General features: G+C 61.4%; 19 protein-coding genes and 1 tRNA gene. 15 read left to right on the top strand and 5 right to left on the bottom strand.

The features are described 5' to 3' along the window. Positions 1–7 precede the first annotated feature (7 nt). Positions 8–784, top strand: a complete 777-nt coding sequence (locus HJY11_RS11165) for a sigma-70 family RNA polymerase sigma factor (protein WP_208076034.1) — start codon at positions 8–10, stop codon at positions 782–784. Between the two features lie 46 nt (positions 785–830). Here HJY11_RS11165 and HJY11_RS11160 read toward each other — a convergent pair whose 3' ends face one another. Genes HJY11_RS11160 through HJY11_RS11145 form a run of 3 tightly spaced genes read right to left on the bottom strand, consistent with a single transcriptional unit; the run spans position 831 to position 1,987 of the window. Beyond that, positions 831–1,226: a hypothetical protein gene (locus HJY11_RS11160; protein WP_208076033.1), complete on the bottom strand. Its 396-nt coding sequence runs from the start codon at positions 1,224–1,226 to the stop codon at positions 831–833. Beyond that, positions 1,223–1,720: a hypothetical protein gene (locus HJY11_RS11155; protein ID WP_368041583.1), complete on the bottom strand. Its 498-nt coding sequence runs from the start codon at positions 1,718–1,720 to the stop codon at positions 1,223–1,225. Before HJY11_RS11155 ends, HJY11_RS11160 begins: the two co-directional genes overlap by 4 nt. A gap of 45 nt (positions 1,721–1,765) precedes the next feature. Then, the gene (locus HJY11_RS11145) at positions 1,766–1,987 is read right to left on the bottom strand and encodes a helix-turn-helix domain-containing protein (RefSeq protein ID WP_208076032.1); all 222 of its coding nucleotides are present in this window, start codon (positions 1,985–1,987) and stop codon (positions 1,766–1,768) included. Positions 1,988–2,292: 305 nt separating this feature from the next. Between HJY11_RS11145 and HJY11_RS11140 the strand changes: the two genes are divergently transcribed. From HJY11_RS11140 to HJY11_RS11130, 3 genes are read left to right on the top strand one after another with little or no spacing between them, the layout of a single operon-like run. After that, a complete protein-coding gene (locus HJY11_RS11140; protein WP_208076031.1) occupies positions 2,293–2,568 on the top strand; it encodes a hypothetical protein in 276 nt (91 codons plus the stop codon). 30 nt (positions 2,569–2,598) lie between these two features. Further along, complete coding sequence (locus HJY11_RS11135; RefSeq protein ID WP_208076030.1) at positions 2,599–2,787, top strand: hypothetical protein; 189 nt, start codon at positions 2,599–2,601, stop codon at positions 2,785–2,787. Next, complete coding sequence (locus HJY11_RS11130) at positions 2,780–3,052, top strand: hypothetical protein (RefSeq protein ID WP_208076029.1); 273 nt, start codon at positions 2,780–2,782, stop codon at positions 3,050–3,052. The genes HJY11_RS11135 and HJY11_RS11130 overlap by 8 nt, the downstream gene beginning before the upstream one ends. Positions 3,053–3,353: 301 nt before the next feature. Here HJY11_RS11130 and HJY11_RS11125 read toward each other — a convergent pair. Then, positions 3,354–3,429 (bottom strand) — tRNA-Lys (locus HJY11_RS11125). 298 nt (positions 3,430–3,727) lie between these two features. Next, complete coding sequence (thrS, locus tag HJY11_RS11120) at positions 3,728–5,635, bottom strand: threonine--tRNA ligase (protein ID WP_208076028.1); 1,908 nt, start codon at positions 5,633–5,635, stop codon at positions 3,728–3,730. Positions 5,636–6,252: 617 nt separating this feature from the next. Between thrS and rny the strand changes: the two genes are divergently transcribed. The 11 genes from rny (at position 6,253) to asrC (ending at position 18,737) form a co-directional block, all read left to right on the top strand. Further along, positions 6,253–7,809, top strand: a complete 1,557-nt coding sequence (gene rny / locus HJY11_RS11115; protein WP_208076027.1) for a ribonuclease Y — start codon at positions 6,253–6,255, stop codon at positions 7,807–7,809. A 155-nt stretch (positions 7,810–7,964) separates the two neighbouring features. Then, complete coding sequence (locus tag HJY11_RS11110; protein ID WP_208076026.1) at positions 7,965–8,720, top strand: TIGR00282 family metallophosphoesterase; 756 nt, start codon at positions 7,965–7,967, stop codon at positions 8,718–8,720. A gap of 89 nt (positions 8,721–8,809) precedes the next feature. After that, positions 8,810–9,070: a stage V sporulation protein S gene (locus HJY11_RS11105; RefSeq protein ID WP_208076025.1), complete on the top strand. Its 261-nt coding sequence runs from the start codon at positions 8,810–8,812 to the stop codon at positions 9,068–9,070. A 317-nt stretch (positions 9,071–9,387) separates the two neighbouring features. Then, a complete protein-coding gene (locus tag HJY11_RS11100) occupies positions 9,388–9,741 on the top strand; it encodes an Asp23/Gls24 family envelope stress response protein (RefSeq protein WP_208076024.1) in 354 nt (117 codons plus the stop codon). A 14-nt stretch (positions 9,742–9,755) separates the two neighbouring features. After that, positions 9,756–11,447, top strand: coding sequence for a DAK2 domain-containing protein (locus HJY11_RS11095; protein WP_208076023.1), 1,692 nt, complete (start codon positions 9,756–9,758; stop codon positions 11,445–11,447). 101 nt (positions 11,448–11,548) lie between these two features. After that, positions 11,549–13,591 (top strand): ATP-dependent DNA helicase RecG, encoded by a 2,043-nt coding sequence (gene recG / locus HJY11_RS11090; protein WP_368041582.1) that lies wholly within the window; start codon positions 11,549–11,551, stop codon positions 13,589–13,591. Positions 13,592–13,628: 37 nt separating this feature from the next. Further along, a complete protein-coding gene (locus HJY11_RS11085) occupies positions 13,629–14,912 on the top strand; it encodes an amidohydrolase family protein (protein ID WP_208076022.1) in 1,284 nt (427 codons plus the stop codon). Between the two features lie 41 nt (positions 14,913–14,953). After that, on the top strand, positions 14,954–15,595 hold the full coding sequence (locus HJY11_RS11080; protein ID WP_208076021.1) for a class I SAM-dependent methyltransferase: 642 nt from the start codon (positions 14,954–14,956) through the stop codon (positions 15,593–15,595). A gap of 244 nt (positions 15,596–15,839) precedes the next feature. Next, complete coding sequence (gene asrA, locus HJY11_RS11075) at positions 15,840–16,874, top strand: anaerobic sulfite reductase subunit AsrA (RefSeq protein ID WP_208076020.1); 1,035 nt, start codon at positions 15,840–15,842, stop codon at positions 16,872–16,874. A gap of 18 nt (positions 16,875–16,892) precedes the next feature. Next, on the top strand, positions 16,893–17,684 hold the full coding sequence (gene asrB, locus HJY11_RS11070) for an anaerobic sulfite reductase subunit AsrB (protein ID WP_208076019.1): 792 nt from the start codon (positions 16,893–16,895) through the stop codon (positions 17,682–17,684). Positions 17,685–17,699: 15 nt separating this feature from the next. Continuing rightward, on the top strand, positions 17,700–18,737 hold the full coding sequence (gene asrC, locus HJY11_RS11065; RefSeq protein WP_208076018.1) for a sulfite reductase subunit C: 1,038 nt from the start codon (positions 17,700–17,702) through the stop codon (positions 18,735–18,737). Positions 18,738–18,940 lie beyond the last annotated feature (203 nt).

Raw genomic sequence — 18,940 nt, 5'->3', positions numbered from 1 at the left:
TATGGCGGTGACAAATGAAGAGTTAGCCCAACTCATAAAGCAAGGCGAAAAGGGCCATATTCTCACTCTGTGGGGTCAGGTTGAACGGCTCTTAGAAATGCTTTGTGGCAGAGCGTACAGGCAGCTAAAGGGCAGGGCAGACCATGCAGGAGCTGCCCTAGAGGACTTTAGACAAGAAAGCTACCTTGCCTTTCTAGAGGCCATAGAAGCCTTTGATCCTTCCAGCGGGTACAAGTTCACCGCTTATCTCAAATACCCCTTGAAGAACAGGATATGCAGCCTCCTTCGGTTGAGAACGGAGAGAGGGCGCAATGACCCGCTGTGCAACTGTGCCAGTTTGGAGGCGCAGAGAGAAGATGGCGAGCTTCCGCTTGCAGAGACAATCCCAACAGATGATGACCTTGAAGGGGATACTCTGGAAAAGGTCTGGAACGAGCAGCTTTCCCGCGCTCTCGGCCAATGCCTTGAAGAACTACCCCCTCCCCTTTCCCGTGTGCTAGTAGCCAAATACTACGATGAGAAAAGCCTTGAGGAAATCGGAAAAGAAGCCGGAGAGACACCCCAATGGGTGAGAAAGGCACATGGACAAGGATTGCAAGCGCTTAGAAAGGGACGGAACCGCGCCCGCCTTCTCCCCTACGCGGAAAGTATCCTAGGCACCTACGCATATAGGGGAACCGGCTTTGCTCCTTTTCTGCTTACCGGCATTTCATCGGTAGAGAGGGCCGTAGAGCGTCAAGAGGAGGCAGCGCAGCAATGGAAGAGCCACGATAATACCCGCTGAAAAAAGACCCGCTGGGGGGGCGTTTCTACCCTTCCAGCGGGTCTTTTTATTTGCCACTCATGATGTCAAAGTGACGGCGGTAGCGTCGGGGGATGTTGATTCCCACCATATAGCCCAGATCAGCCAGGGCGTGGGAGATCACCGCAAAGCCGTCCCGGTAAAATGCGGAGATGCGGCGCACCTTGTCGGGAATGCCCTTGTAGTCCGGGGGACAGACAAACGTCCAGTCGGCCCCCTCATTGTCCAGGACAAGGCGGAAATATTTGTCTATGTCCCGCTGATCGTGGCCCGTCTGGGCAAGAAGGATGTGGTGTTCCACACTCTCGTCTAAATCGCCCACAATGACCTCTTCCCCGTCAAAGGAAATCAGCACAAGCAGCGGATTTCCTGTCCCCAGAATGGCGTTTACCGCCTCTTCCGTGGGGTATTTCACTATATTCACTGGGGTTCCTCCCTGTCTACTTCTATCGTTTCCAAAACAGCAGGCTGTTCATACAAGGTGAGCGGGTCAAGGTCTACACAATCAGTAGGGTCACAGCGCCCAGAAAAGTCCCAGGCGGCGGTACCGTGCATCACTGTCAAGGCACTTGCAAAAACAGAGGGGTCAACCAGAGGGGAAAATACCCCCTTGCCGATTAACGGCTTCATGTCCTTGCAGGTGATGCGGCCATCGTCAAAGTAACAGTAGAGCAGATAATCTTCACCCGCCACCGCTCGGACAACGCGGGGGATGCACGTATTATTTATGGGGTTCTCTCTGTCTCGCTCCATCGTCTCTGTGATGGCCCGACTTACAAAGCCGTTCACGCTTTCCCCTCTGCTTTCTGCATGGGCTTTGATTTCCTCTTTCTTGCCTTTGGGGACACGTACCTTTATTTCATCTTGCTTATCAATATAGGCCTGGTTCGCCCGTTTTCGCGCTTCGCTAATTGGCATGGGCACACCTCCCGCCCCTTTCCGTAGGGTATTTGGTAACCGCCATCACTCTTCCTTCTGCTCGCCGGGCGCAAGCTCCAGTATGTCCCCAGGCTGGCAATTTAATAAGCGGCAAATGGTTTCAATGTTGGCCCATGATACGAGTTTTCCGTGGCGCAATTGTGTCAGCGTTGCCTGACCCATAATTTTTTCATTGCGAATTCTATTTTGCGTGTATCCGAGCTCTTTCAACGCAGCCAGAACATCAAGTTTATAGCGTATTGGCATTGTATCAACCCTTTCCGAGGCATTTTATCGCAAAGATTCTTTTTCACTGTCTATATTGTACTTCAACACATCACTAAAATCAAGTGCAAAATCACACATAAACATCACCAAAAATTAGTGTAGTTTGCCAATGGATTTCACTAGAATCAAGTGATATACTATACTCACAGGCCAAGTAAAGAGGCCCAGAGAAAAAGAAAGCGCCCCCGGCCAGCCGTGACAAGCAAACACCGGGAGCGCAACAACCAGAAAGGTCGTGGCTCTATTATAGCATGGCCTTTCTCGAAATGAAAGGAGCAAACACCATGAGCACAACCGAATTGAGCAGCAAGGTAAAGGAATTGAAAGAGCTGCAACAGCTAATTGAAGAGGCCACCGCAGAGGCAGAAGCCTTGAAAGACCAAATCAAGGCGGAAATGACCGCCCGCAGCGTCGATGAAATGTCGGCTGGTCTCTTCAAGGTTCGCTGGACGAAGGTAAAGAGCACCCGCTTTGACACTACCGCATTCAAAAAGGCTATGCCGGAGTTGGCCCAGCAATTTACCAAAACAGCCGAAAGCCGCCGTTTCAGCGTGGCCTAGACCCGCTGGGGAAAGAAAGGAGTTCCGCCGATGGACTTTGAACAAATGTTGCTGAAGCAGCCGACACCATTCGATGAAGTTGAGGCTGCCCGGAAAATAAAGCGAATAGGCGAGGGCGAAGAGCTATGGACGATTATCCTTGCAATCGCATACGGCGTCATCCTGGGCAAGAGAGAAGAACGGGCCCGCAGAGCAGGAAGGAGAAGCGAAAATGCTTAACAGTGAGCAGGTGAAGCGCCTTTTTGAGCAAGAAGCTATATTGATTGGCAATTCCGATGGGGTGCCGCTCTATCGAGTGGCTGAACTGTTCGGCGATAAAGCCGCAGAGTTCGCAGGGAAATACGGAACTGCTGGGGTTTACAATTCTCGATTTGGAGTAGGAGACTTTGACCTCCATTACCTCACCTTCAGGGGATTCCAGCAGGCAGCCAGCTATGCAAATGTACTTGAAATCAAGGAAAGTAGAAGACCCCCCTGTTTGTGAAAACAATGCTTAGATAGTAGACCGGTGAAGGAGATAGAAAAAATGCGCAGGTCGCGCGCGTACCCCCTCCCCAAAAAGCAGGTAACATTTGTGAGGCCCAAAAAGTATGCAAGGCAGCGCGCTATTTATACAGCGTCTGCTCTCCCTCCACACCGTGTATTTTCCCTGTGCTTTTCCTGTGCCCTTTCTGTGCTTTTTCTGTGCTTCTGCAACTGATTGCAACTACCGCCTATTACATAATAAAAACAAGAAAAAACCGCATCATCAAGCCGTTTTTGGCTATCTGATGCGGTTTATTTTCTGGTGAACCACCGGGGATTCGAACCCCGGACCCTTTGATTAAAAGTCAAATGCTCTGCCAACTGAGCTAGTGGTTCATATTCTGAAAAATGCGCCCGTAAAGCGCTTATTTATAATAGCACCTGCCCCCTGCAAAGTCAACCCTTTTTTGCCAAATTTCCGGAAATCTGCAGGGCGGGTCCAACGTCCTGCCAGCCCTTTGCACTCCCTTATGAAGACGCCCCTCTTTTCGGCAGCCACGCTCCCCCCTATTCTGCCCGGCCGCGCAAAGAATATGCCGCATATCACAGCCGCCGGGGCGCAAAAAGAGAGGGGCGGCCACAATGGCCGCCCCTCTCTTTTTGCCGTACAGGCGCATTCATATGGAAAAAACGGTTAGTCCCGCTCTTTGGAAGCGATCTTCGCCCCCACCATGTCGATGAAGACCTCCACCGACATGGCGCCCAGGTCGCCCTCGCTGCGGGAGCGGACCGAGACGTTGCCCTCGGACTGCTCCTTCTCCCCCACCACCAGCATGTAGGGGATCTTCTGCAGCTGGGCCTCGCGGATTTTGTAGCCCATCTTCTCGGCGCGGTAGTCCCCCTCAACCCGGATGCCCTGGCTGTCCAGCTGCTGCTGCAGCTGCTGGGCGTAGTCGTGGAACTTCTCGCTGATGGGGACGATCTTCACCTGCACCGGGGCCAGCCAGGTGGGGAAGGCGCCGGCAAAGTGCTCGATGAGGATGCCGATGAACCGCTCGATGCTGCCAAAGACCACCCGGTGGATCATCACAGGGCGGTGTTTCTGGCCGTCCTCGCCGGTGTACTCCAACTCAAAGCGCTCGGGCATCTGCATGTCCAGCTGGATGGTTCCGCACTGCCAGGTGCGGCCGATGGCGTCCACCAGGTGGAAGTCCAGCTTGGGCCCGTAGAAGGCGCCGTCGCCCTCGTTGATGGTGTACTCCCGGCCCAGCTCCTCCATGGCTTCCTTCAGGCCGTTGGTGGCGCGCTCCCAGTCCTCGTCGCTGCCCATGTGGTCCTCGGGCATGGTGGAGAGCTCGATTTTATAGGGGAAGCCGAAGAGGCTGTACACCTCGTCGATGAGGCGGATGACCCCTTTGATCTCGTCCTTGATCTGCTCGGAGGTCATGAAGATGTGGGCGTCGTCCTGGGTGAAGCAGCGCACCCGCATCAGCCCGTGGAGGGCGCCGGAGAGCTCGTGCCGGTGCACCAGTCCCAACTCGCCCACCCGCATGGGCAGGTCGCGGTAGGAATGGGGCTGGGTCTTGTAGACCAGCATCCCGCCGGGGCAGTTCATCGGCTTGATGGCGAAGTCCTGCTCGTCGATGACGGTGGTGTACATGTTGTCCTTGTAGTGGCCCCAGTGGCCGCTGCGCTCCCACAGGGTGCGGCTGAGGATGACGGGGGTGCTGATCTCCTGGTAGCCGGCCTTGTGGTGAATCTCCCGCCAGTAGTCGATGAGGGTGTTTTTGAGCACCATTCCCTTGGGCAGGAAGAAGGGGAAGCCCGGTCCCTCGTCCAGCAGGGTGAAGAGCTCCAGCTCCTTGCCCAGCTTGCGGTGATCCCGCTTTTTGGCCTCTTCCAGCAGCGCCAGGTGCTCTTCCAGCAAACTGGCCTTGGGGAAGGCGGTGCCGTAGATGCGGCAGAGCATGGCCTTCTCCGAATCGCCCCGCCAGTAGGCACCGGTGGCGCTGGTGAGCTTGACGGCCTTGACCTTGGAGGTGTCCATCAGGTGGGGGCCGGCGCAGAGGTCGGTGAAGTCCCCCTGTTTAAAGAAGGAAATTTTCTCCCCCTTGCCGGCGTGCTCCTCGATCAACTCCAGTTTATAGGGCTGATCGGCCATCAGCTCCTTGGCCTCACCGGGGTCCAGCTCGAATCGCTCCAGGGGCAGGGCCTCTTTGGCGATTTTTTTCATCTCGGCCTCGATCTTCTCCAGGTCCTCGGTGGTGAAGGGCTTCTCCACGTCGAAATCGTAGTAGAAGCCGCCGTCGATGGCCGGGCCGATGGCGAATTTCACCCCGGGGAAGAGGTGCTGCACCGCCTGGGCCAGAACGTGGGAGGCAGTGTGCCAGAAAACCCGCTTGCCCGCCGCGTCCTCAAAGGTCAAAATCTCCAGGGAGCAGTCCTTTTCCAGCGGCTGGCGCAGGTCGGCCACCTCGCCGTCCACCAGGCCGCCCACCGCGTTGCGGAAAAGGCCCATGGAAATCTGCTTGGCCACCTCCGCCACGGTGGAGCCCTGCTCCACCTGCAAAGACGAGCCGTCTTTCAGTTTGACATCGATCATTGTTGTCTCCTCCTCACGGTGCGCCCGAAGGGGCGCTATGTGCACAAGTTGCCGCGTCTGCGCGGCGGGGCCCAGAGGGGCTGGCGGCGGGAAGGCCGCACCCTGCGCCCGGCCTGCCGGCCGCGGCGCAATAAAAAAACTTCACCCCTCGCATCTTCCAAGGGGTGAAGTCACACTTTTGCAAACTCCACGGTTCCACCCAAATTGCGCCCGGCAAGGGGCGCCACTCGTGCCAGGGGGTAACGGCCCTGAACCGGCAGGAATTGGCTGCACTCCGAGGTGGTACGCGGCCCCGCCCCCACCCCGCGCCGCTTTCAGCCGGCGGCGGCGCTCTCTTTTGGGGGGAGACGGGCGCGCATGTCCTCATCTACGCTTTTCTGTTTTCATACTAGCACAGCTTTTTCCCCCTGTCAATCGCCATCTGTCCGCCTGCCAAGCCGCTTTTTGGCGAAAAAGAGCACGCCTATTGGGGGGAAGCCCCGCCCTCTGGACCCGTCTTTGCGCCTTGACAGCAACTTGTTCCTAATATAAAATAAGAACAGTGTCCTTTTTGTTCTAACTGCTAAAAAATACATGCTGAAAAGCAAAAAATTCAAAAAAAAGGAGGGATTTTCTCCATGCCATTTACGCCTGTAACCATTGCAATCATCGCCGTTTCCGCGGTGATTTTGGCAGTCGCCGCCTTTGCCGGCGGCTTTGCCTACCGCAAGAAAGTGGCCGAGTCCAAGATCGGCGCAGCCGAGACCGAGGCGACCAGAATTGTAAATGACGCCGTGAAAGAGGCGCAGGCCCGCAAGAAAGAGAGCCTGCTGGAAGCCAAAGACGAAATCCTCAAACTGAAGACCGAAACCGACCGGGAGTTGAAAGACCGCCGGGCGGACATCTCCCGCCAGGAAAAGAGAGTCATTCAAAAAGAGGAGTCCCTGGACAAAAAAATTGCCGGGGTGGAACAGAAGAACGACCGGCTGGAAAAGAAGCTCAAGGACGCCGAGGACCGCCTGGCCGAGGCCGAGGCCATCAAGGCCAGCCAGTTTGAGACGCTGGAGAAGATTTCCGGCCTGACCGCCGAACAGGCTAAGGCCCAGCTGCTGGAAAAGCTGGACGAGGAACTGACCCACGAGAAGGCCCTGAAAATCAGCGCCTACGAGGCCCACCTGAAAGAGGAGCAAGACGAGATGACCCGCAACCTGCTGGGCCTCTCCATCGCCCGCTGCGCCGCCGACCACGCCTCGGAGGCCACCGTCTCGGTGGTGCCCCTGCCCAACGACGAGATGAAGGGGCGAATCATCGGCCGCGAGGGCCGCAACATCCGCGCGCTGGAGACCCTGACCGGGGTCGACCTGATCATCGACGACACCCCCGAGGCCATCACCCTCTCCAGTTTTGACCCGGTGCGCCGGGAGGTGGCGCGGGTGGCCCTGGAGCGGCTGATTCAGGACGGGCGGATCCACCCCTCCCGCATTGAGGAGATGGTGAACAAGGCCAAAAACGAGGTGGAGAACACCATCAAGCAGGAGGGGCACCGCGCCGTGATGGAACTGGGCATTCACGGCATCAACCCCGAACTGGTCAAGCTGCTGGGCCGGCTGCGCTACCGCACCAGCTACGGCCAAAACGTCCTCAACCACTCGATGGAGGTCGCCCAGCTCTCGGGCCTTCTGGCCGGCGAACTGGGGGTGGACGTGGACATGGCCAAGCGGGCCGGGCTGCTGCACGACATCGGCAAGGCCCTGGACCACGAGGTCGAGGGCTCCCACATCAAGATCGGGGTGGACGTGGCCAAGCGCTACCGGGAAAATCCCCAGATCATCCACGCCATCGAGGCCCACCACGGCGACGTGGAGGCCCAGACCGTTCTCGCCTGCATCGTCAAGGCGGCCGACGCCATCAGCGCCGCCCGCCCGGGCGCCCGCCGGGAGAACGTGGAAAACTACATCAAGCGGCTGCAGCGGCTGGAGGAGCTGACCAACTCCTTCGACGGGGTCGAGAAGTCCTTTGCCATCCAGGCCGGCCGCGAAGTGCGGATCATGGTCAAGCCGGAGGTCGTCAAGGACGACGAGATGACCGTTCTGGCCCACGACATCGTCAAGAAGATCGAGTCCGACCTGGACTACCCCGGCCAGATCAAGGTGCACATCATCCGCGAGAGCCGAGCCATCGACTTCGCCAAGTAAGACCGCGCCCACTTTTTGTACACAGAGCGCCCCGCGCCGGAGGAATCCCGGCGGCGGGGCGCTTTCTTCGCCGCTTTTGTGCTATAATACCAGACAGGATCTGCCGCCCGGCCAGACGATGGCGCGGGCGGCCCTTGGGAAGGGAGCGAGGAGAAGTGAACATCCTCTTCATCGGGGACGTGGTGGGGCCGGCGGGCTGCCGCCACCTGCAACGGGTACTGCCCGCATTGCGGCGGCAGTACGGGGCGCAGCTGTGTATCTGCAATGGGGAAAACTCGGCCGAGGGAAACGGCCTTGGCTACGACAGCGCCCAGATGCTCTTGCAGGCCGGGGTCGACGTGATCACCACCGGCAACCACCTCTTTAAAAAGAGGGAGGCCCTCTCCCTCCTCGAGGAGATGCCCCACGTGGTGCGCCCCCTCAACTACACCCGGGCGCCGGGCTGCGGGTGGTACCTCTTTGACAGCATTCGCGGGCAGGTCTGCGTGGTCTCCCTGATGGGGACGGTCTTTATGGACGGCCTCCCCAGCCCCTTTGAGACGATGGACGAGTTTCTCAAAAACCCGCCCTGCGAGACGGTGGTGGTGGACTTTCACGCCGAGGCCACCAGCGAAAAGCGGGCCATGGGGTTTTACCTGGACGGGCGGGTGGCCGCCGTGCTGGGCACCCACACCCACGTACAGACCGCCGACGCCCAAATTCTGCCCGGCGGCACCGCCTACATCACCGACGCGGGGATGACCGGGCCCGTCGACTCGGTGCTGGGGGTGAAAAAGGAGATCATTCTGGAGCGATTTCTCACCCACCTGCCAAACCGGTTCGAGATCGCCTCCGGCCCCTGCACCCTCTGCGGGGTGGCCCTGGAGCTAGAGGGCAAAAGAGCGAAAAATATCGTCTCTTTTTGTGTATAACAACCGTATATTTCCTTTGCTATTGTAAAAATATAGTCAATGTGTTAAACTCTCCTTATCAGGAGTTCACCTTGTAAGGAGGGTGTTACATGGAAGTGTTAAAGGTGTCGTCCAAGTCCGCGCCCAACTCTGTGGCGGGTGCAATCGCAGCAGTGGTCAAAGAAAGCGGCGCAGCTGAACTCCAGGCGGTGGGTGCCGGCGCGATCAATCAGGCCCTCAAGGCGGTGGCTGTTGCCCGGGGCTATATGGCGCCGTCGGGGATCAACCTGATCTGCATTCCCGCCTTTACCACCATCGCCATTGACGGGGAAGAAAAGACCGGCATCAAGCTCATTGTAGAGCCCCGCTAGGAGGGACTCCAGGTCGCTCGGGGTGGTCTGCCGCCCCGCTGTCAGCCAGCGCCGCCCGCGGGCGCTGGCTGTTTTTGTGCCGTTCCGGGCGATAAGGGGTGCCATTTTGGCATAAACTGAAAGGGGGGCGAAAGCCCCGACCGCCCCCCGGTTTACAAAACGGCGTTTATTCTCTATAATAGAGGTACCATTTTTCCGCATTTCTCCCCGGCCCCGATGGGGCCTGGGCGAGGGGTGCCTGTTTTGATTGCTTTCAGGCAGGCGCAGGGACCGCGTTCCCCGCGCCGCCAGACAAATGGAAAAGGGAGTGACTTGGTTTGTTGAAATTAGAAAACCACCTGGGCACGACAACGATCACCACCGAATACTTTGCCGGTCTCATCGGCAACGTGGTCTCCAGCTGCTACGGCGTGGTGGGGATCTCCGCCTCGACCCCGGTGCAGGGGATGTTGCGCCGGGTGTCCGGCCGCTCCACTCCCGCGCAGGGGGTCAAGATCAAGGCGATCGGCGACAAGCTGGTCGTGGACATTCACATCAAGGTCCTCTATGGAATCAACGTTTCCGCCATTGTGAAGAGCATCATGAACAAAGTCCGGTACGCCGTCTCCCAGGCCGTGGGCCTGCAGGTGGCAAAGATCAACGTCTTTGTTGACGACATGGCGGCTGAATAAAGGGGAGTATTTGGATGATAACAGGACAACTGCTGCGCGACAGCATCATCTCCGGCGCCAACAACATTCAAAACCAGCGGCTGGCGGTGGATGAGTTAAACGTCTTCCCGGTGCCCGACGGGGACACCGGCACCAACATGTCCATGACCATCGGCAACGGGGCCAAAGAACTGGCCGTGCTGCCGGACAGCTGCACCGTGGCCGTGGCCGCCAAGACCGCCGCCTCGGCCCTGCTGCGGGGGGCGCGGGGCAACTCGGGGGTCATTCTGTCCCTGATCTTCCGCGGTTTCTCCAAGGGGCTCAAGGGGCTTGAGACCGCCTCCCCCGCCGACCTGGCCCGCGCCCTGCAAGAGGGGGTGGCCGGGGCCTACAAAGCGGTGATGAAGCCCACCGAGGGCACCATCCTCACGGTGGCCCGGGTGTCGGCCGAGCGGGCGGTGGAGTACGCCCCCCAAGCCGAAAGCGCCGCCGACCTGTGGGCGCTGGTCTGCCAGGTGGCCGAAGAGACCCTTGCCCAGACCCCCGAACTGCTGCCGGTGCTGAAAAAGGCCGGGGTGGTGGACGCCGGCGGCCGCGGACTGCTGGTCATCTTTCAGGGGATGCTGCAGGTGCTGCAGGGCGGCCCGGTGGTGGAGGGGGAGACCCGCCCCGCCGAAAAGGCCAAGAAGGCCGCCGGCGCCAAAGAGGTGGCCGGCGAGTTTGACATGTCCATGACCGAGCTCTACTGCACCGAGTTCATCATCAACCGGGGCGAGGACCGGCAGGACCCCTTGAAGCTGCGCGCCTTTTTGGAGGCCATGGGCAACAGCGTGGTCTTTGTGGACGACGAGGACATCATCAAGGTACACGTGCACACCGGGGACCCGGGCGCCGCTTTGAGCGAGGCGGTCAAGTGGGGCTACCTGACCAACCTGAAGATCGAGAACATGCTCGAGCAGTACAAGGCCCGGCTGGCCGAGGGGGCCAACCCCGAGGAGGAGGTCCCCCCCACCTTTGCGTCCGACGAGGACGAGGAGCGCTTTGACTACCAGCCGGTGGACCCAGACTGCGAGTACGGCTTTGTGGCGGTGGCCGCCGGCAGTGGCATCAAGACCCTCTTTTTGGACCTGGGGGTCAATGCGGTGGTCAGCGGAGGGCAGACCATGAACCCCTCCACCGAGGATATCCTCAAGGCCATCCACTCGGTGCCGGCCAAGACGGTGTTCGTGCTGCCCAACAACAAAAACATCATCATGTCCGCCGAGCAGACCCTGGCCCTGGCCGACCGCCGGGTGGTGGTGCTGCAGACCCGCACCATCCCCCAGGGGCTCTCGGCCATGCTGAGCTTTGACCCCTCCGCCTCGGTGCGGGAGAACTCGGTGAACATGACCAAGGCCATCGACCACGTGGGCACCGGGCAGATCACCTACGCTGCCCGCAACTCCGACTACGACGGCCACAAGATCAAAGAGGGGCAGATGCTGGCCCTGCTGGGGGGCAAGCTCTCCTTCACCGAGAGCGACCTGCAGAAGGCGGTGGTCAAGCTGGTGCGCCAGCTCATCAAGAAAGACACCTCCTTCATCACCCTCATCACCGGACAGGACGTCCCCACCGCCGAGAGCGAACAGATCGAAAACGCCGTGCGCGCCCGTCTCCCCGAAGGGGTGGAGATGGCGGTGGTCTACGGCGGCCAGCCGGTCTATTACTACATCATTTCGGCCGAATAGACGGGGATTCGGCCCTTGGCGCGGCAGTGGCGGCGCAGCCGGTTGCAGCCGGCTGCCGCCCCTGCCGCCCTTTTTCTGTTGCCGCGAGAGGAGGAAGCGCCGTGGCGGGACAGCGGGACCTGTTTTCCATCGACATACAGTACGTCAAAGGGGTGGGGCCGAAGCGGGCCCAGCTGTTTTCCAAGCTGGGCATCGACTCGGTGGGCGCCCTGCTGCAGTTTTACCCCCGGGCCTACATCGACTTGCAGCAGCCCCTCCCCCTCTCCCAGGCGCCCTTTGACGCCCCCTGCGCGGTGCTGGGGCGGGTGGTGCGCAAGCTCCCCCCCGCCCGGCTGGGCGGGGGCAAGACCCTCTACAAGCTGCTGGCCACCGACTTCACCCAGGACTTCGCCGTTGTCTTTTGGCAAAACCGCTTCCCCTACGAGTCCCTCAAGGAGGGACAGGACTACCTCTTTTACGGCAAATTCGGCGGCACCCTGACCCAGCGGGAGGTCAACGCCCCCCTCTTTTTGCCCGAGGGGGAGCGGCGGGACCTGCTACCGCTCTACCCCCTGACCAAGGGACTGACCTCCAAAGCGGTGGCCACGGCGGTGGAAAATGCCCTCGCCGCCTACGGAGAGGAGATTCCCGATCCCCTGCCCGCCCCGGTACAGGCCGCATACCACCTCTGCCGGGCAGGGTATGCGGTGAAGAACATCCACCGCCCCGAGACGGCCCAGGCCGCCCAGACCGCCCGCCGCCGGCTGATCTTCGAGGAGCTGCTGGTGCTGCAACTGGGGTTGGGCAGCCTCAAAAAAAAGGGGCGGGAGCACACCGACTTGCAGGTTCCCGCCGCCGACCTGGGGCCCTTTTTACAGGCCCTCCCCTACTCCCTCACCGCGGCACAGCTGCGCTGCATCGGCGAGATCGGGGGGGACATGGCGGGGACGGTGCCCATGAACCGGCTGCTGCAGGGGGACGTGGGGTCGGGCAAAACGGTGGTGGCCGCCGCCGCCGTCTACCGGGCCGCCCTGGCCGGGGTGCAGAGCGCCCTGATGGCCCCCACCGAAATCCTCGCCGCCCAGCACCACCGCACCCTGGAGGGACTGCTTCGCCCCCTGGGGCTGACCGTCGCCCTCCTCACCGGGTCGATGAAGGCCGCCGAGAAACGGGCGGTGCTGGCCGGACTGCAAGAGGGCAGCACCGACTTGGTGGTGGGCACCCACGCCCTGCTGGGGGACGCGGTCTCCTTTGCCCAGCTGGGATTGGTCATCACCGACGAGCAGCACCGCTTTGGGGTCAACCAGCGGGGGGCCCTGGGGGACAAGGGCCGCGCCCCCCATGTGCTGGTGATGAGCGCCACCCCCATCCCCCGCACCCTGGCGCTGATCATCTACGGCGACCTGGACATCTCGGTGCTGGACGAAAAGCCCGCCGGCCGACGGGAGATCGAGACCTTTGCCGTGGGCTACGGCCGCTACCAGCGGGCTTTGAACTTCGCCGAGAAACAGATCGCCGCCGGCCACCAGGTCTATGTGGTCTGCCCCCTCATCGAAGAGGGGGAGAGCGAGCTGGAGAGCGTGAGTGCGGTGCGCGACCAGATGGCCGCCTACCTCCCCCACCGCCGCATCGGCCTGCTGCACGGGAAGATGAAGGCCAAGGAGAAGGAGGGGGTGATGGCCGCCTTCTCGGCCGGGGAGCTGGACGCCCTCTGCTCCACCACCGTGGTGGAGGTGGGGGTGGACGTGCCCAACGCCAACCTGATGATGATCCACAACGCCGACCGGTTCGGCCTCTCGGCCCTGCACCAGCTGCGGGGCCGGGTGGGGCGCTCGGACTGCCAGAGCTACTGCATCCTCCTGTCCAAGAGCGGGGGGGAGGGGGCCCGCAAGCGGCTACAGGCCATGTGCGAGAGTTCCGACGGCTTTGCCCTGGCCAACTTAGACCTGGAGATGCGGGGCCCCGGCGACTTTTTCGGGGCGGCGCAGCACGGCCTGCCCCAGCTCAAGATCGCCGACCTGCTCACCGACCGCACCACCCTGGCCGAGACCTCGGCCGTGGCCGGCCGGCTGCTGGAGGAGGACGCCACCCTCCGCCGCTGGCCCCTGCTGCGCCAGGCGGTTGGGCGGCTCTTCTCCTCCATCTCCGAAAACGGATTCAACTGACCGCCGCCGCGGCCCCATGAGAAAGGAAGAACACGCCATGTCTATCCTCTTTCAAAACGCCACCCTCATCGACGAACAGGGACGCCTCTCCCCCCACACCGACTTGCTGGTGGAGGGGGGGATCATCGCCCGCATCGGCCCCCAGCTGCCATCCGAGGGGGCCCGGGCGATCGACTGCAGCGGGCAATTTTTGACCCCCGGGCTCTGCAACCTCCACGCCCACACCCCCATGAACATCTTCAAGGGGATCGCCGAGGATGTAAACATCGACGACTGGTTCAACCGGGAGCTCTGGCCCTACGAGTCCAAGATCACCGACGAGGACATCTACTGGGGCTCCAAGCTGGCCATTGCCGAGATGGCCCAGAACGGGGTCACCGCCTTTGCCGACCACTACTTCGGCGGGGCGATGATCGCCCAGGCCGCCCGGGAGTGCGGGCTGCGGGCGGACATCGCCTACACCGCCTTCGGCTTTGGAGGGGACGCCGGCGCCGAGATACAGGCCACCGAGGACCTGATGGACGCCTGCGCCGGGGACCCGCTGGTACAGGTGCGCTTTGGCCCCCACTCCCCCTATATGTGCACCCCGGAGGTGCTCACCGCCCTCGTCGAGCGGGCCCGGGCCCGGGGGGTGGGCATCCACCTGCACGTCTCCGAGACCGCCGCCCAGGTGGCCGAGAGCCGGGAGAAGTACGGCCGCACCCCCTTTGCGGTGGTGGCCGGCTGCGGGGGCTTCACCCTGCCCTGCATCGTCGCCCACGCCCTCTACATCGAGGAGGGCGATCTCCCCCTGTTGGGGGAGGACACCTTTGTCGCTGCCTGCCCCAAAACCTACTGCAAGCTGGGGATGGGCGAGGGCGGGCTCTGGCGATACTGGAAAAAGCTCCGCCTGGCCACCGGCACCGACGGCGCGGCCAGCTCGGCCACCGTCAACCCGCTGGAGCAGGCCCGGCTCTTCGCCCTGCTGGGCAAGTGGCGGGACCAGGCCGAGGACTTTTCCCTGGAAGACATCTGGCGGCTCCTCTTTGCCGGGCACCAGGCCCTGGGCTTTCACAGCGGCCGCTTGGAGGAGGGCTGGGCCGCCGACCTGAACGTCTGGTCACTGGACGACCCCGCCACCGCCCCCCTCTACAACCCCCTGGCCGCCATCCTTTACAGCGCCGACCCGGCGCGGGCCATCCGCCACACCCTGGTGAACGGCCGCTTTGTCAAGGAGGATGGCCGCCTCGCCTTTGACCTGGAGGAGATTTTGCGGGAATCCGCCCGCTGCGCCGCCGCCATCGGCCGGCGGGGCAAGGGGGAGAGCAAACTCTTCTTTTAGGCGAAAAGGGCCCATGCCACCCATTGAAGGAGGAATTCGAGATGCCCGTCACCCCCGTGGACGACCGACAGACCGACTACCTCGCCCTGGTTCGCCAGGGCTATGACAGCTGCGCCGCCGACTACTGCGCCGCCCGCAGCGGGGACCGGGAGCCGGCGCTGGACTGGCTACTGCCCCTTTTAAGCCCCGAGAGCCGGGCCCTGGACATCGGCTGCGGAGGCGGGGTGCCGGTGACCCGCGCCCTCTGCCAGCACTGCCGGGAGGTGGTGGGGGTCGACCTCTCCCCCGCCCAGCTGGCCATTGCCCGCGGGCAGGTGCCGGAGGCTCGGCTCCTCTGCGGCGACTTTTTGGAGCTTGACATCGAGGGGTCTTTTGCGGCGATCACCTGCTTTTACACCCTCTTTCACACCCGGCGGGACCTCCACCCCGCCTTTCTGCGCAAGGTGAACAAACTGTTGGCCCCGGGCGGCTACCTCCTCTTCTCCGCCGCCCGGGAGGACGAGCCCTCCTACACCGAACCCGACTTCTTTGGCACCACCATGTACTGGAGCAACTACGCCGCCGCCACCTACCGACAGCTGCTGGAGGAGATGGGCTTCTCGGTGCTCCGGAGCGAGGAGGTGCTCTGGGGCGAGGGGGAGCGCCACCCCTTCTTGCTGGCGAAAAAAACCGGCGAACGCTGAATCTCTTCCCGCCCCCCTCTTTTTCTCAAGCACTGGGAAAAGAGAGGGGCTTTCTCTGCATTTTGCCGACCCATCATCCCTTGCTCGGATAACCATTCTTTTTTCCAATGGAACGGACCGGGGCGAATGGTGGCCGGCCTGTCCCGAATATGCTATACTAAAATTCACAGAAAACCTCGAACAGCGCCCGGCGCACCGGTCCCTTCCGGTGCGCCGGGCGGTTCACAGGAAAGGCGGTACAGCAATGGGATACAGCTTAAATCACCGAGAGACCAACGCCCTCTTCGACCGGCTGGCGGCAGAGTACAAAATCTACGCCCCCAAGCGGTTTGCCAAACAGGGGCGCTACTCGGACACCGACATCGTGCGCTATGACGAGATCCACACGGCGGAGGAGATCGTCTGGGACCAAAAGTCCGATTTCTCCGCCAAAGAAGTGCTCACCCCGGTGACCGAGCCCATCTTCTACTTCACCGAGGACGAGTACCGGGAGAGCGGAGCCCCCAAAAAGAAGATTCTCATCTTCCTGCGGCCCTGCGACATCAACGCCTTTGAGCACCAGGACCGCATCTATCTGCAAAACGGCGGCTTCTGCGACAGCTACTACCAGCGGATGCGGGAGAAGACCCGCTTTGTGCTGATGGAGTGCACCGAGGGCTGGGACACCTGTTTTTGCTGTTCCATGGGCGCCAACAAGGCCGAGGAGTACAGTGCCGCCGTCCGCCACACCGAAGAGGAGATTCTCTGGTCGGTGAAGGACGAGGAGCTGACCCCCTATTTTGCCGGCTGTCAAGAGGCCGACTGGCAGCTGCAGTTCATCGAGAAAAACCAGTTTGCAGTCAAGATCCCCGAGATCGCCGACAAGGAGACCCTGGCCAAGCTGAAAAAGCACCCCATGTGGCAGGAGTACAACGACCGCTGTGTCAGCTGCGGCAGCTGCACCCTGGCCTGCAGCACCTGCACCTGCTTCACCACCCGGGACAAAATCTACAGCGAGAACGCCAAGGCCGGCGAGCGCCGCCGGGTGCACGACTCCTGCCAGATCGCCGGATTTGACGCCATGGCCGGCGGACACGGGTTTCGCACCACCCCAGCCGATCGCATCCGCTACCGGGCCCTCCACAAGGTGCACGATTACAAGGCCCGCTTTGGGGACTACCACATGTGCGTCGGCTGCGGCCGGTGCAGCGCCCGGTGTCCCAAGTTCATCTCCTTCCCGGCCATCATCAACAAGATGAGCGCCGCCCTGGAGGAGATCGCGGCCGAAGCGTCGAAATAGAGTGAGGAGGACGACCCTATGACAAATCCCGTGATGCCCAAAGCACACCGCATTTTACATATCAACCGCGAGACGGAGATGGAGTACACCTTCCGCATCGAGGCCGACTTTGTCCCCGAGCACGGGCAGTTCTTTCAGCTCTCGGTCCCCCGGGTGGGCGAGTGCCCCATCTCGGTGAGCTCCTTTGGCGAGGGCTGGCTGGAATTCACCATCCGCGCCGTGGGCAAGGTGACCGACCAGCTGTTTTCCATGCGCCCCGGCGACGAGCTGTTCCTGCGCGGCCCCTATGGCAAGGGCTGGCCGGTGGAGCAGCTGCGGGGCAAACACCTGGTATTTGTGACCGGCGGCACCGGGCTGGCGCCGGTGAAGAGCTGGCTGAACAAGCTCTACGACGAGCCGGGGATGGCCGAGAGCGTCCACCTGATCGCCGGGTTTAAAAACGAGGCCGGCATCCTCTTCAAGCCCGACCTCGCCCGCTGGAAAGAGCGCTTTTCCACCCACTACACCCTGGATAACGACCAGATCGAGGGCTGGAACACCGGGCTGGTGACCAAATTCATCCCCGAAATCCCCTTTGACACCTTTGGGGGCAACTATGCCGTGATCATCGTCGGCCCCCCGGTGATGATGCACTTCGCCGCCCTGGAGGCGCTGAAAAACGGGGTGCCGGAGGAGAAGATTTGGGTCTCGTTTGAGCGCAAGATGTCCTGCGCGGTGGGCAAGTGCGGCCACTGCCGCATCGACGAGACCTACGTCTGCCTGGAAGGGCCGGTATTCCCGTACACCGTGGCCAAAAACCTGCTGGACTAAGGGGAGGCATTGAGGATGAACTGCGATATTAACATCAAACAACTGCAAAAAAACTGCTGGCGGCAGTCCAAGGTGCCCGGCGAATTCATGCTGCAGCTGCGGGTCCCCGGCTCCCTGATCGAAGCCAAGCACCTGGAGCGGGTGGTCTACATCGCCAACACCTGGGGCAACGGCCTCTTTCACGTGGGGATGCGCCACACCCTGAATGTCCCCGGCGTCAAATACGAAAACATCCCGGCGGTCAACGCCTACATCAAAGACTACATCTCCCAGGTGGAAAACGAGATGTGCGGGGTGGAGATGGAGGAGTCGGAGAACGGCTATCCCACCATCGGCGCCCGCAACATCATGGCCTGTATCGGCAACCGCCACTGCATTCTCGCCAACTACAACACCCAGGAGCTGGCCAAGAAGATCGAGCCTCTCATCTTCCCCAGCCACTACCACATCAAAATCGGGATGTCCGGCTGCCCCAACGACTGCGGCAAGGGCCAGTGCAACGACTTCGGCATCATCGGCCAGGCCAAGATGGACTACGTCTATGACCGCTGCATCGGCTGCGGCCAGTGCGTGGAGGCCTGCAAAAAGCACGCCACCGGGGTGCTCGCCATGACCGAGGACAAAAAAGTCGCCAAGGACGCCTGCTGCTGCCTGGGCTGCGGCGAGTGCGCCGTGGTCTGCCCGGCCGGGGCCTGGGTGCGCCAGCCCAAGAAGTTTTTCCGCATCACCATCGGCGGGCGGACCGGCAAGCACACCCCCCGCCTGGGCAAGACCTTTATCAACTTTGCCACCGAAGAGGTGGTGTTGGGGGTGCTGGGCAACTGGCAGAAATTCTCCGCCTGGGTGCTGGACTACAAGCCCGTCTACATGCACGGCGGCCACCTGATCGACATGGCCGGGTACGAGAAGTTCAAAGAGATGATCCTCGACGGGGTGGAACTCAACCCCGAGGCCAAGGTCGCCCAGCGGATCATGTGGGCCGAGAGCGAGATGCGGGGCCAGATCAATGTCATCCCCATCGGCGAGCACCCGGTGGCCGGTCCCCAGCAATAAAGGCGCGGTGCGCCTTTATTGCTGTTTGGCAGCAAATCTCGGCGCACAATGTGCGCCGTTTTGCCAACGCAAAACCGCTTTGCAGCCCCGCTGCTGGGTGGGACATCCGATGCCAGGGCGCCCGGCAGAGGGGAGCAAGCCGCTTTTCCCCTGCACCGGCTGAAAGGGCAACTGCAAAAACCTTCTGCACAACTCACAAGGGC

Source organism: Bittarella massiliensis (ex Durand et al. 2017), from assembly GCF_017566145.1.
Taxonomy (GTDB): Bacteria; Bacillota; Clostridia; order Oscillospirales; family Ruminococcaceae; genus Bittarella; species Bittarella massiliensis_A.
Note: the sequence above shows the minus strand (reverse complement) of the source record. Positions and strands in the feature narration are given on the sequence as shown.